Genomic DNA, 13,703 nt, shown 5'->3' on the forward strand with positions numbered 1-13,703 from the left:
TGGGCCCAGGGGCGGGCGCTCAGGAGCGCGTGCCGGTCGCCGGCCCGGAGCGGCGGAGCCGGCGTCCCGGTCGTCCCACCGGGCGCCAGGTGGACGGACGGGTCGGTGTGGGATGGGAGGGGCTGGACGGCATGGGGACCCCTTCTAGTGGGTCTCGGTGACGGGCGTGCCCGTCGCGGGAAGGGGCACGGTGGCCAACGGGAAGCGGTCGAGTGCCGCCGCCGCCGACGGCACCGGGTGGCGCTCGGCGAGCGGGATCACCGGGGGCAACTCGGTCTCGCCCAGGACGACATGGCGTACGACCCGCTCGGCGGCGCGGCCGTCGTCGTACGGGCAGAAGCGCGCTCGGAATGCCGAGCGCAGCTGGGTGGAGCGGGAGCCGCGCCAGTGGCCGGTGGCGAAGATGTCGGTCAGTTCGTCCTCGCTGCGCGCGACCGCGCCCGGCGCGAAGGACCGCACGTCGAAGTAGGTGCCTCGGGCCGCCTCGTACGCCTCGTGGTCGTCGGCGTGGATCACGATCGGGCGGTCCAGGTTGGCGTAGTCGAACAGAAGGGACGAGTAGTCGGTCACCAGGGCGTCCGAGGCCAGACACAGGGACTCGACGCTCGGGTGGTCGCTGACGTCGATGACCCGGCCGGTGGCGGGGGAGACGAGCGGGCCGCCGTGGCGGTGGTGGGCGCGGGCCAGCACGATGAAGCGGGGGCCCAGACGGCGCAGGAGGCGGTCCAGGTCGAGGGTGGTGCGCTGGGTGCGGCGGTAGTCGCGGTGGGTCGGCGCGTAAAGGATCGCGACCGACCCCGCCGGAATGCCGAGGGACTCGCGCAGCCGCCGTACGTCCTCCGAAGTCGCCCGCTGGAACACGTCGTTGCGGGGATAGCCGTAGGGAAGCATGGTGTAGCCGCCGGGGAAGACGCGTTCCCAGGTCAGGGTGGTGTGGCGGTTGGGGGACAGGAGGTGGTCCCACTGGTCGACTCCGCTCAGCATCTCGCCGAAGTCCAAGTCCCCTGCCGCTGCCGGGCGTTCCTGAAGATCCAGGCCCATGTGCTTGAGGGGAGTGCCGTGTTGGGTCTGGACGAGGACCTGGCCGGGGCGCTTGACCAGACGGCGGTCGAAGTCGGTGTTGTTCACCAGGTACTTGGAGCGGGCGAGCGCCGTCCAGTAGGCGGCCGTGCCCGGGCGCAGCCTGAGCGTCGCGGTCGGGATCGTGTGGTGGTGCTCGGGACGGGCGATCCACGCGGTGCGGATGTGCGGGGCGAAGGTGCGGAACGCCTCCTCCAGCGCGCCCGGGTTGCAGCCGTGGCCGCGACCCCCGTACGCGGCGAAGACGGCCCGGTCCTCGCGCAGGGGCAGGCGCAGTTGGACGCGGTAGTGGAGCCGGAGGGCCGCCGCGCGCAGGGCCCGGGCGAGGCGGACGACCGGCCTGGTGGCCCGCTGCCTGAGCCGCCGGGCCAGTTCCACGACCCGGTAGGTGCGGTACAGGCCCCGCTGGATCACTTTGTGGCGCAGCCAGGAGCGCACCGGGACCGGGTGACCCGGGGTGCGGTGGGCGCGGTAGCGGTCGCGGGCCCGCCGCAGGAACTCGGCGCGGCTGCCGGGCGGGAGACGGTCCCGCCCGGCGAACACCGCCCAGAGGTCGTCCACCATGTGGCGGAACAACACCGGCCGCCACCGCGCGAGTTCGGGGCACGCGTCGACGTGGGCGAAGACCCTGTCGTACTGGTCGAAGATGTCGAGGTGGCCGGCCGTGCCGAGGGCCCGGCTCCTTCGGTGCTGCCGGTGGTGGACGCAGACCCGGTCCAGGGTGGCGATCGACTCGGCGGTCATCAGGACCGGGTAGGTCCAGGGCGGGTCCGCGTGGTGGCCGGGCGGGAAGGCGAAGCCCCCGCTGTCGACGAATTCCCTGCGGTACGCCTTGTTCCAGGCCACCGTCGGTGCCCGCAGCAGCCCCGGGCGGTCCTCCAGGAGGAAGGGGGCGGGGCCCTGCTCGGTGAGCTGCCCCCTGAAGGCGTTGTGGACGATCTCGCCCGACCAGGGGGCGAGCGCGTGGTCGTAGAGCAGGACGTCCGGTTCGCCGGTCTCCTTCAGCCGGTCGGCGATCGCCCGCAGCGCGTGCGGGGTGAGGGTGTCGTCGCCGTCCAGGAAGACCAGGTAGTCGCCTGTCGCCTCCGAGATCCCCGCGTTGCGGGCGGGACCGAGCCCCTTGTTCCGTGCCAGGTGGACCGTCCGGAGGCGTGGATCGCGGGCCGCGAACTCGTCGGCGATCTCGCCGCACGCGTCGGGCGAGCGGTCGTCGACCACGATCAGTTCCAGATCCTCGTACGACTGTGACAGCACCGATTCCAGGCATGCGGGCAGGTACGCCTGAACCTTGTACGCGGGGACGATGACACTGAACCTGGGCACGGCACATCCATGGGTCGGCGCGGCAGTTCTGCCCGGGAACGCCCCACGGAGGAGCTTGGTTACGGTCCGTACGGCATTCGGGCGAACGCGAAGGGGCGGACCGGTATCGGCCCGCCCCTTCAAGTCGGCTGTCGTACGGGCTACTTGACCGCGCCCGCCATCACGCCGGACACGAACTGCCGCTGGAACGCGAAGAACACGAGCAGCGGGATCACCATGGAGATGAACGCGCCCGGTGCCAGGACGTCGACGTTGTCGGCGAAGGCGCGCATCTGGGTCTGCAGGGCGACCGTGATCGGCTGGCTGTCGGCGTCCGTGAACACCAGGGCGATCAGCATGTCGTTCCACACCCACAGGAACTGGAAGATGCCCAGGCTGGCGATCGCGGGCGCGCCGAGCGGCAGCACCACCCTGGCGAACAGGCGCAGTTCACCCGCGCCGTCGAGCCTTGCCGCCTCCAGGAGTTCGCGGGGGATCTCCGCGAAGAAGTTCCGCAGCAGGAACACCGCGAAGGGCAGACCGAAGCCGGTGTGGAAGAGGATCACCCCGAAGATGTTGCCGAACAGGCCCAGCTTGCCGAAGAGTTCGGCGATCGGGATCAGCGCCACCTGCACCGGCACCACCAGCAGACCGACCACGCCCATGAACCACCAGTCGCGGCCGGGGAATTCCATCCACGCGAACGCGTAGCCCGCGAGCGCGCCGATGACGATCACCAGGACCGTCGCCGGGACCGTGATCAGCACGGTGTTGACGATGGAGCCGGTGATGTCGCTGTTGTGGAGCAGCTTGTCGTAGCTGTCGAAGGTCATCTGGGACGGCTCGGTGAAGACCTTCCACCAGCCGGTCGCGGCGAGGTCCTGCGGGCTGCGCAGCGAGGAGATCAGCAGCCCGATCGTCGGCACCAGCCAGAACAGGGCGACGAGGACGAGGACGACGCTGATCAGGCCGCCGCTGACGCGTTCGACGAGCCGTGAGCCGAGCGACTGCTTCGCCTTCACCCCGTCGGCCGGTGCCGTCTCGGGAAGCCTTTCGGCCGAAGTGGTCATCGCCGTACCTCCCGCCTGAGCCGACGAATGTTGAACCACATCACCGGGATCACCAGCAGCAGCAGGAACACCGAGATGGCGCTCGCGATGCCCGGCTGGTCCTCGGCGAAGCCCTTGCGGTACAGCTCCAGCGCGAGGACGTTCGCGTCGTCCTGCGAGGAGCCCGGGGCGATGATGAAGACCAGGTCGAAGATCTTCAGGACGTTGATCATCAGGGTCACGGTGACGACCGCGAGAACGGGCGCGAGGAGGGGGACCGTGACCCTTCGGAACACCTGCCACTCGCTCGCGCCGTCGACGCGGGCCGCCTCCAGGAGTTCGCGGGGGATGCCCGCGAGCCCGGCAGCGATCAGCACCATCGCGAAACCGGCCCACATCCAGATGTACGACCCGATGATCGCCGGCGTCACCAGCGACGGGCCGAGCCAGTCGAGCCCGTTGTAGGCCTCCTTGAAGTTGCTCGCCGGAAGCCGCAGTTGGGCCCCGTCGGCCTTCTCCGAGAAGGAGAACGTGCCGTCGTCCCCGGCCTTCGCCGTCTCGACGACCTTGCCGTCCTTGACCGCCTCGATCTTCATGCCGGGGTAGCCGACTTCACTCGGGTCGACCCCGCCCAGCGTGCCGACGCCCTTGCCGCGGGTGAAGTCCTGCCAGGTCGTGCCGGTGATCCGGCCCGGGTCCGCCTGCGGCGCCACGGCCTTCTTCGCGTCGCCGGGCATCTGGTCCGGGGCGACGCCCACCAGGGGCAGGGTGACCGTCCCGCCGGTGTGGACCGTCGACTTGGTGATGAACCCGCCCCCCTGAGCCACCAGCGGCGACTCACGGCCCGGGTGCGCCTTCGGGAACGCCGAGGACTGACTGAACGTGTCGTGCACGCCCACCCACACCGCGTTCGCGAAACCCTTGTCCGGGTCCTGGTCGTAGACGAGCCGGAAGATGATGCCCGCCGCCAGCATCGAGATCGCCATCGGCATGAAGACGACCAGCTTGAACGCCGTTCCCCAGCGCACCCGTTCGGTCAGCACCGCGAAGATCAGACCGAGCGCGGTGGCGATCGTCGGCGCGAACACCACCCAGATGATGTTGTTCTTCAGGGCCGTACGGATGCCGTCGTCGGTGAACAGGGCCTTGTAGTTGTCGAATCCCGCGAAACCGTCGCCGGACTGGTTGTAGAAGCTGCGGACGAGCGAATACCCGATCGGGTAGACCACGAGCGCGCCCAGCAGCACGAGAGCGGGCAGCAGGAACAGCGCTGCCACGGTCCTTCGCGTGCCGGTCACGCTCTTGCGCGACTTGGGGGAGGCAGGGGCCGGAGGGACCCCTGCCTCGGTGGCCGATGTCATCGCGTCAGTTCCCGTACGCGGCCGCCGCGTCGGCCTCCAGCTTGGCCTGAGTGCCCGCGATGTTCTTCGGGTTCGTCAGGAAGTCCTGGAGCGCCTTCCACTCGCCCTTGCCGGGGGTGCCGCCGAAGGCCTGCGGGGCCTGGTCGGACATGTCGAAGCGGAAGTCGTCGCCGGAGTCGATCAGCGCCTTGGCGATCTTCTGCTGCACCGGGTTCGGATACACCGAGATGTCCACGCTCTTGTTCGGCGAGAGATAGCCGCCCAGCTTGGCCTGGATCGTCGCCGCGTCGGGCGAGGCCAGGAAGGTCGCCAGCGCCTGCGCCGCCTTGGAGTCCTTCAGGATCACGGCCGCGTCGCCGCCGGAGACCACGGGGGCGGTGTCGCCGACCTTCGGGAACGGGAACACCTTCGCGTCCGTGCCGACCTTCGCCTTGGCCGTCTGGATGTTGACCTGCGCGAAGTCGCCCTCGTAGACCATCGCCGCCTTGGGCTGGTCGCCGCCGGTGAAGGTCTGCGTCACCGAGGCCGGGAAGTCCGTCTGCAGCGCGCCCTTCGCGCCGCCCGCGACATAGTCCTTCTTGCCCCACACCTGGGCCAGCGTGGTCAGCGCGTCCTTCACGGACGGGTCCGTCCACTTGATCTCGTGCTTGGCCAGCTGGTCGTACTTCTCCGGGCCCGCCTGGGAGAGATAGATGTTCTCGAACCAGTCCGTCAGGGTCCAGCCCTCGGCGCCGCCGACGGAGAACGGGGTCACACCCGAGTCGTAGACCGTCTGGGCGGTGGTGAGCAGTTCGTCCCAGGTCTTCGGCTCGGTGGCGCCCGCGTTCTCGAAGACCTTGGCGTTGTACCAGATCAGGGACTTGTTGGCGGCCTTGTAGTAGACGCCGTACTGAGTACCGCCGATCTTGCCGATGTCCTGCCAGCCCTGCGAGTAGTTCTTGGCGAGCTCGGCCTTGGCCTCCGCGCCGAGCGGCTTCGCCCACTTCTTGTCCACGGCCTGCTTGATCGCGCCCGGCTGCGGAAGCATCGCGATGTCCGGCGGCTGGCCGCCCGCGACCTTCGAACCCAGGAAGTTGACGATCGGGTCCTGGGCGGGCACGAAGGTCACCTTGGCGCCGGTGCGCTTCTCGAACTCCGCCAGGACCTTCTTGAAGTTGGCCTGCTCGTCGCCGCTCCAGACGGCGGCGACCTGGAGGCTCTGGCCGTTCAGCTTGGGCAGGGTGACGCTGGTACCCGTCTCCTTGCCACCCGTCGCGCCCGTGTCACTGCTCTTGTCGTCGTCTCCGCCGCATGCGGTGAGCGACAGGGCGAGGGCTGCCGCGAGGGCGGCGGCCGCCGTTTTCGCGGAAGCCCTACTGGCCGACCTGGGCTTCCGGTTGGTGCTGCTCGTGCTGCGCATCACGACCCCGTTCTTCGTTCCTCGTCGAACGTTCGAGGGCTGTCCCGTGCGAACTGGTCTACGCCGGGGGGAACGAGGTCGGCAAGTGGGCGTCCACTGTCAACCGGAAGATCGTGATGCCGTCGTGACCAGTGCCGGTGCGTCGGGGCACGCGTCGCTCGGGGGCGCTGCCCCCGGATCCCTTCACGACTAGAGCAGCGACGGGACCTCTGCTGCTGCGACTTCCCTCGCTGCCCGTTCCAATGCACTGGCCAGCAGGGCCAGATCCGTCGGGCCGTTGCCAAGTTCCCGGACCGGGCGGCGCGTTGGGGGGTCGCCCATGCGTTCCCATTCCAGGGGGACGACCGTGGGGCGGAGGGTTGCCGTGCGGGGGATGCGGCCGGTGACCCGGCCGGCCTGGAAGGCCGTGACCCGGCCGTCGGACCAGGTGAGTCGGCCGCGGCCGGGAGCCGGTTCGTCCGGCCCGGTGGCCGGGGCGTCCAGGGTGACGCGGAGGGTGGCCCGGCGGGCCGCTTCCGACTCCGCCGTACGGCCGCCCGGGCCGGTCGCGGCCACCAGGTGGACGCCCAGGCGCTCGCCCTCGCGGGACACCGCCTCCAGCGCGCGTATGACGGAGCCGGCGGCCGGCCTGCCGGGGGAGCCCAGGGGCGGGGAGACCAGAGCGTCCAGGTCGTCCACGATCACGACCAGCCGGGGGAGCGGGGGTGCCGTCTCCGTCCGGCGGCGGGCCGCCGCCGGACGCAGCCGGATCGTGGAGCTGGGCGGGGAGTCCAGGTCACCGGCGGCCGGGTCGCCCGTCGTGCCCCGCGCGGGTGCCGTGCGCTGGGCGACCATACGGCCCGACAGCTCCCTGCCGGTGTGCCACTCCGCGAAGTCGGAGCGGCCGAGCAGCTCCGCTCGCCGCTTCAGCTCGGCGCTCAGGGACTGGGCGAACTCCCGCATGCGGACCGGGTCGTTGGCGGCGAGGTGGGTGGTCACATGCGGCACGTCCGTGCACACATGCAGGCCCTCGGCGGGCGTACCCCCGGCGCTCACGCTGTCCCGGCCGTCCATCAGGACGATGCTCAGGCGGTCGGGGCGCTCGGCCGCGGCCAGCGAGGCGACGACCGCCCGCAGCAGTTCCGTACGGCCGCTGCCCGCGGGGCCCTCGATCAGCAGGTGCGGGCCCTCGGCCACGAGGTCGGAGCAGACCGGGCCGCGCGGTCCGGCCCCCAGCACCGCCCACGCCCGGCCGCCGAGCGACTCCGGGTCGTCGGCCGCGTCCGCCCAGCGTGTCATCAGCGACGGCGGGGTGGCCCGGGCCAGCCCCAACTCGTCCAGCAGCCGCGCCGCTTGGGGCAACGGCGAGGACACGCGCGCGTGCCCCCCACCGGCGGCGCCGTCCGTACGCAACGGCGCCAGTGCGCGCGCGAACCGCTCGGCCCAGGCCGCGGAGACGGCGTCCACGGCGGCGACGGTGCCGTGGCCGACGGGAGCGGGCGCGGGGTCGGCGGTGAGGTGGAGAGTGTCGGCGTCGGCGCCGGAGCCCGTGCGAGCGCCGGTGCGCGTGCCGGTGGGGTGGGCCTTGGTGCCGGTGGCCGGGCGTCCGGGCTCGGGGCGGTTGTCGGCAGGGGCCGCGCCGGTGCCGCCGGCCTCGGTGCCCGACTGCGCGGGAACCCCCGCCCGCGCCACCCGCATCAGCCGCAGTGCCGTCGCCACGTCCCCGCTGAGCAGGCCGACCGCGCCGCACTCGCGGAACGTCGGGGCCACCGCGCACGCCGCCTCGTACGTGTCCGTCACCGGGGACGCCGGGGAGGCCGGGGCCGTCTCGGCCAGGCACACGACGTGGATGCCGGCCCGGGGGCCCTCCGCCGCCAGCCGCGCCACCGCCTTGCGCAGGTCCGCGCCCCCGGGGTCGCCGTCCACCACGACCACGGTGTACGGGCCCGGGAAACCGCCGCTCGTCTCGTCCTCCACGTCGTCCCGGGCCCAGGAGGGCCGTCGGGCGGTGGTGCGGAGCCGGTCCTGCGGGACGCCGGAGCGGGCGGCCGGGATCGTCCTGCGGTCCGGTGCGGCCTCCGCGTCGGACAGGTGGTCGTCCAGGCGCCGCAGAAGTTCGTCGGTGCGGGCCGCTGCCTGCTCGCGGTCATGGGCGAGCAGGAGGCGGCAGTCCTGGCCGTGACCCGGGCGGACATGGGGGAGCCAGCCGAGCCAGGACCACTCGGCGGTGCGCTCCCGCGCGGGCCGGGAGCGGTCCGCGCTGATCAGGACGATCTCCAGGGTCTCGGGCGCGTGCAGGGCGGCGAGCTGGGCCACCACCGCGCGGGCCAGCCCGGCGAGGCGCGCGCGCGGACCGGCGAGGCCCAGTGCACCGGCCTCGCGCAGATCCGCGGTGACCGGAACGGCCGGCAGCAGCCCCGAGCCGTCGGGCGCCGCACGGTCGGCGGTGCCGAGCCGCACGGTGAGCGCCTCCGGATGCCCGGGCCCGCGCTCCCACAGACGCGCGCCGGGACCCAGCGCCGTCAGCAGCAGGGCCGCCGGGTCCGGCCAGGCCTCGGGCGCCTGGGGCGCGGTGGCCGACGGAACCGCGCTCACGGGCGCGGTCTCCTCGTCGTACGCCTCGTCCGGCCGGGGCGTCTCCTGCTCGCTCCGCCCGCCGGCCAGGCGGCGGGCCCACGCGGACAGCCCACCACGGCGCCGCACGCCTTGCGGTACGTCGGTTCCGCGCAGGGGGGTGCCCTTGCGGCGGCCGGTCGCGGGGGCGTCGGGTTCCGACGGCAGGTCCTGACGGGTCGCGGGTGGCGGGGGGACGGCGGTGGTGCGCGTCACTTCGAAGGAGTCGATCCCGGACCGGCCGCCGTGGGTGTCCCCGCCGGGGTCCCTGCCCCGGAGGCCGTCGTCGATGTCCGGACGTCCGACGTCGGTTCCGTCCCGGCGCTCGATCCGGGGCGCACCGCCCTGCTCCGGCACGACGACCGGCGGTTCTGCGGGGCCGTGGCCCTGCGCTCCCGTGCCCTCGGGGCCTCCGCTCGAGGCGCCCCAGCCCGCGGAGCCGTAGGTGTGGTGGGTCCGGTCGGTGGGCGACCGGGGGGAGGTGTCGCTACTGCCACGGCCTTCACGCGTGCGTGCCGAGTCCTCGGCCGGCCGCGCGTCCGAGGACGGCGCCGACCTGCCGGACGCGGCGCCTGCCGACACCCTGCCACGCGCGCGTGGCGAGCGCTCGGCCTGCCCGGAGGCCGAGCCGGAGGCACCTCTGCCGTCCTCGCGGGCTCCTGCCGCTGCGCGCCCCTGGACCGCATCCGACGGGTACCCGGCTGTGCCGGACTCCGCAGGGGTCTCCGAGCCCCGGCGCGCCCCGGTAACGCCCGGCTCCTGACCACCGCTGCCTGCCACGAGCCCGGCCTCGCCGGACGTCACCCGCACATGGCCCTCGCCGTCAGGTTCCGTCCCGAGCCGTCGCCCCGCGCTCGGTGACAGCCGGAGCACCGACTCACCGATCCTCAGTAGTGCCCCCGGAGTGAACCGGACCGGGCGCGTGCCCACGCGGGTGCCGTCCAGGCTCGTGCCGTTCGTGGAGTCGAGGTCGGCCACCGAGACGCGGCCGTCGGCGGCGACCGTGACCGCGCAGTGCAGGCGGGAGACGTCGGGGTCGTCCAGAGGGACGTCGGCGTCGGCGGAGCGGCCGATGTGGATCTGGCCGCCGTGCAGCAGATGGACGCCGCCGGCGTCGGGGCCGGCGACCACGTGGAGCTGGGTGGGGGCGTCGTCGAGCTCGGGGTGGGGCTCGGGGGCCGCGGGAGCGCCCAGGGACAGCACGGCGCCGTCGATCAGCGGTGGCTCGCCCAGGGTGGCTCGCTGGGTGTCGAGCCGCTCCCCGTCCGCGTACAGCACGACCGGACCGCCCCCACGCTCGGCTTCGCCCGCGCGGGAGGTGCTCCCGTCCGCCGGGATCGCCGAGGCGAGTGCCGTCGCCACCGCGGCCAGCGCTGTGCCGACGGGAGCCGTGACCAGCACGTCGCAGCTCGCGGCGCGGCCCCGGGCCCGGTCGGGCGGGCCCAGCGGGTCTACGACGGTCAGCCGGATCTGCATCGCCGTCAGCGGTCCCTTCTGCGCGGACGAGTTCGCGGACAAGCACGCGCCCAAGTTCGTCGGCCTTGACGGTAGGCATCCTCGCACCTGCCACTGACAACACGCCCGCCGCCCGAGGGCAAGTGATCTTGATTGGTCAGCTCTGCCCCCAAAAGTGCCTGACCAGTGCAGCGCCGACGATCACTTGAGATCGGTCACGTCCAACGTCCGGCAACCAGCGGACCCCGCCGGAGCGTCTTTCCTTCGAACGCGCTTGGGAACGCTTACGTAGTGCCTTTGAGAAGCGGCACTACAGTGGGTCGGAACGACAGCAAGCAGCAGGGAGTGCATGACGTGCGGCCGGTAGGCAGCAAGTACTTCCTCGAGGAGCCGCTCGGACGCGGTGCCACGGGGACCGTGTGGCGAGCCCGCCAGCGGGAGACCGCGGGCGCCGAGGCCGCCGTGCCGGGACAGCCCGGCGAGACCGTCGCGATCAAGGTCCTCAAGGAGGAGCTCGCGAGCGACCCGGACATCGTGATGCGGTTTCTGCGCGAGCGCTCCGTCCTGATGCGGCTGACCCACCCGAACATCGTGCGGGTGCGTGACCTGGTCGTCGAAGGCGATCTGCTCGCCCTGGTCATGGACCTCGTCGAGGGCCCCGACCTGCACCGCTATCTGCGCGAGAACGGCCCCTTCAGCCCCGTCGGGGCCGCCTTGATCACCGCCCAGATCGCCGACGCCCTCGCCGCCAGCCACGCCGACGGGGTGGTCCACCGCGACCTCAAGCCCGCCAACGTGCTGCTGCGGCAGTACGGCGGCCAGATGCACCCCCTCCTGACCGACTTCGGTATCGCGCGTCTCGCGGACTCCCCGGGCCTGACCCGGACGCAGGAATTCGTCGGCACGCCCGCGTACATCGCTCCCGAGTCCGCCGAGGGCCGCCCGCAGACCTCCGCGGTCGACATCTACGGCGCAGGCATCCTGCTGTACGAGCTGGTCACCGGCCGTCCGCCGTTCTCCGGCGGCTCCGCCCTGGAAGTCCTGCACCAGCACCTGAGCGCCGAACCGCGCCGTCCCTCCACGGTCCCCGACCCGCTGTGGACGGTCATAGAGCGCTGCCTGAGCAAGAACCCGGCCCGGCGTCCCAGCGCCGAGAACCTCGCGCGCGGGCTCCGGGTCGTCGCCGAGGGCATCGGCGTGCACGCGAACTCCGCGCAGATCGCCGCCGCGGACAACGTCGGCGCGCTGCTGCTGCCCGACCCGGCCCCGGCGGCTGTCCCGGACGCGCCCGGCGCCGCCGACCCGACGCAGGTGCTGCAACACGGCGCGGGCGTCCAGGGCGCCTTCGACCCGAACGCCGCGACCAGCTTCCTGCCGCACACCGGCCCCGGGAACCCCGTCGGCGCCGCCGACCCCACCGCCGTACTCCCCAACCGTGGCGCGGCCGATCCGACCGCCGTCATGCCGCCGGTACCGCCCGGCCGTCCGGGGCAGGGGCAGTACGGGCAGCAGGGACAGCAGGGGCAGCAGCCCGGCGGACCCGAGGAGCCGCACCCCTGGCAGAACCAGCTGCGCGCGGCCCGGGACCGCAACGAACAGACGCAGGTCCAGTACCTCGACCCCAACGAGGACCCGCTGCGCCGCCGCCCGCAGCGGCAGGTCGCCAGGCCGGAGCAACAGCAGCCGCAGCGACAGCAGCGGCCCCCGCAGCGGCCGCCGCAGGACGGCGGTTACGGCCGTCGGCAGCAGCCCCAGCCCCAGCAGTACGCCCCGCAGCAGCAGCCGCAGCGGTACGCGCCCCCGCCGCAGCCCGAGCGCCCCGCGCGCGAACCCCGGCAGCCGCGGCAGCGCAGCGCCAACCCGATGAAGATCCCGGGTCTGGGCTGCCTCAAGGGCTGTCTGTTCACGATCGTCATCCTGTTCGTCGCGAGCTGGCTGATCTGGGAGCTGAGCCCGCTCCAGGACTGGATCGGCACCGGCAAGAGCTACTGGCAGCAGCTCGGCGACATGATCGACACGGTGAGCGGGTGGATCAGCGATCTGGGCAGTAAGTCCTCAGGTCAGTAGCGACTCAGGGGATTTGTCGACATCCAGCGGGTGATTTCCGTCTCCGCGGTGAAGGTTGGCTCTTCCGGCGCGTAGTTTTGGCGACAACACGCGTCTGTAGGAGCAGCCTTGGCACGGAAGATCGGCAGCCGGTACACCGCCAACCAGATCCTGGGGCGGGGCAGCGCCGGCACAGTGTGGCTGGGCGAGGGGCCCGAGGGGCCCGTCGCCGTCAAGCTGCTGCGCGAGGATCTCGCGTCCGACCAGGAGCTCGTGGGCCGCTTCGTCCAGGAGCGCACGGCCCTGCTCGGCCTGGAGCACCCCCACGTGGTCTCCGTACGCGACCTCGTGGTCGACGGCAACGACCTCGCGCTCGTCATGGACCTGGTCCGGGGGACGGATCTGCGCACCCGGCTCGACCGGGAGAAGCGGCTCGCGCCCGAGGCGGCGGTGGCGATCGTGGCCGATGTCGCGGACGGGCTGGCCGCGGCGCACGCCAAGGGGGTCGTGCACCGGGACGTGAAGCCGGAGAACATCCTGCTGGACATGCAGGGGCCGCTGGGCCCCGGAGGCTCGCATCCCGCTCTGCTGACCGATTTCGGTGTGGCGAAGCTGATCGACTCGCCGCGGCGGACCCGGGCCACGAAGATCATCGGGACGCCGGACTATCTGGCGCCGGAGATCGTCGAGGGGCTGCCGCCGCGGGCGTCCGTGGACATCTACGCCCTCGCGACCGTCCTGTACGAGCTGCTGGCCGGGTTCACGCCGTTCGGGGGCGGGCATCCGGGGGCGGTGCTGCGCCGGCATGTCACGGAGACGGTGGTTCCGCTTCCGGGTATCCCCGACGAGCTGTGGCAGCTGATCGTGCAGTGCCTGGCCAAGGCGCCGGCCTCTCGGCTGCGGGCGTCCGAGCTCGGGGTGCGACTGCGGGAGCTGTTGCCGTTGCTGGTCGGGATGCCGCCGTTGGACGTGGACGAGCCGGACGCGGAGGAAGAGGAGGAGCCGGACGGGGAGGCGCCGACGGCGGCTTCCGACGGCGACGCGGCGTCCTCCGGGCGGCCGGAGCGGCGGGGAGCCGTGCCGTTGGTGCCGGGCGCGAAGCCCGCCGACTCCAACCGGGACACGCACACGTCGATGCGGGTGCCGGCGCCCGATGAGCTGGCCGGGGGCGCGCGGGGGACCGCCCGGGTGCCTCGGGCCGCGGGTGCGCCCCGTCCGGGTTCGGCCCGGCATCGGGCGACCACGCGGCGGCGTCGGCTGGCCGTGGGGGCCGCTGCGGTGGTGCTCGTGGCCGCGGCGGGCGTCGGGGTGTGGGCCGCCACCTCGGGGGACGACGCGGGGGCGTCACCGCAGGACACGAAGAACTCGGCGCCCGCCTCACCATGAGGGAGCCGGGGCGGCGGCCCCCGGTGACGGTGG

The 13,703-nt window shown here is 72.8% G+C and carries 7 protein-coding genes; 2 read left to right on the top strand and 5 right to left on the bottom strand.

The features are described from left to right. Positions 1 to 144 precede the first annotated feature (144 nt). From OG841_RS27965 to OG841_RS27985, 5 genes are all read right to left on the bottom strand, one after another. On the bottom strand, positions 145 to 2,403 hold the full coding sequence (locus tag OG841_RS27965) for a bifunctional glycosyltransferase/CDP-glycerol:glycerophosphate glycerophosphotransferase (protein WP_371567024.1): 2,259 nt from the start codon (positions 2,401 to 2,403) through the stop codon (positions 145 to 147). 140 nt (positions 2,404 to 2,543) lie between these two features. After that, the gene (locus OG841_RS27970; RefSeq protein WP_328638983.1) at positions 2,544 to 3,452 is read right to left on the bottom strand and encodes a carbohydrate ABC transporter permease; all 909 of its coding nucleotides are present in this window, start codon (positions 3,450 to 3,452) and stop codon (positions 2,544 to 2,546) included. Continuing rightward, entirely contained in the window at positions 3,449 to 4,792 is a 1,344-nt protein-coding gene (locus tag OG841_RS27975) for a carbohydrate ABC transporter permease (protein ID WP_328638982.1), read from the bottom strand. Before OG841_RS27975 ends, OG841_RS27970 begins: the two co-directional genes overlap by 4 nt. Before the next feature lie 4 nt (positions 4,793 to 4,796). Then, positions 4,797 to 6,191 (bottom strand): ABC transporter substrate-binding protein, encoded by a 1,395-nt coding sequence (locus tag OG841_RS27980; protein WP_328638981.1) that lies wholly within the window; start codon positions 6,189 to 6,191, stop codon positions 4,797 to 4,799. A gap of 189 nt (positions 6,192 to 6,380) precedes the next feature. After that, positions 6,381 to 10,259, bottom strand: coding sequence for an FHA domain-containing protein (locus OG841_RS27985; RefSeq protein WP_371570848.1), 3,879 nt, complete (start codon positions 10,257 to 10,259; stop codon positions 6,381 to 6,383). A gap of 333 nt (positions 10,260 to 10,592) precedes the next feature. Here OG841_RS27985 and OG841_RS27990 point away from each other — a divergent pair, with 333 nt between their 5' ends. Both OG841_RS27990 and OG841_RS27995 read left to right on the top strand, forming a co-directional pair. Further along, a complete protein-coding gene (locus OG841_RS27990) occupies positions 10,593 to 12,305 on the top strand; it encodes a serine/threonine-protein kinase (protein WP_328643551.1) in 1,713 nt (570 codons plus the stop codon). A 108-nt stretch (positions 12,306 to 12,413) separates the two neighbouring features. Then, a complete protein-coding gene (locus OG841_RS27995; RefSeq protein ID WP_328638980.1) occupies positions 12,414 to 13,670 on the top strand; it encodes a serine/threonine-protein kinase in 1,257 nt (418 codons plus the stop codon). Positions 13,671 to 13,703: the final 33 nt, after the last annotated feature.

The sequence above is a fragment of the Streptomyces canus genome (assembly GCF_041435015.1).
Lineage (GTDB): Bacteria > Actinomycetota > Actinomycetes > Streptomycetales > Streptomycetaceae > Streptomyces > Streptomyces canus_G.

What these genes read in the sequence shown, in the direction of transcription:
- OG841_RS27970 (WP_328638983.1), bottom strand. Translation starts at nt 3,452, where the DNA reads ATGACCACTTCGGCCGAAAGGCTTCCCGAGACGGCACCGGCCGACGGG.
- OG841_RS27975 (WP_328638982.1), bottom strand. Translation starts at nt 4,792, where the DNA reads ATGACATCGGCCACCGAGGCAGGGGTCCCTCCGGCCCCTGCCTCCCCC.
- OG841_RS27980 (WP_328638981.1), bottom strand. Translation starts at nt 6,191, where the DNA reads ATGCGCAGCACGAGCAGCACCAACCGGAAGCCCAGGTCGGCCAGTAGG.
- OG841_RS27985 (WP_371570848.1), bottom strand. Translation starts at nt 10,259, where the DNA reads ATGCAGATCCGGCTGACCGTCGTAGACCCGCTGGGCCCGCCCGACCGG.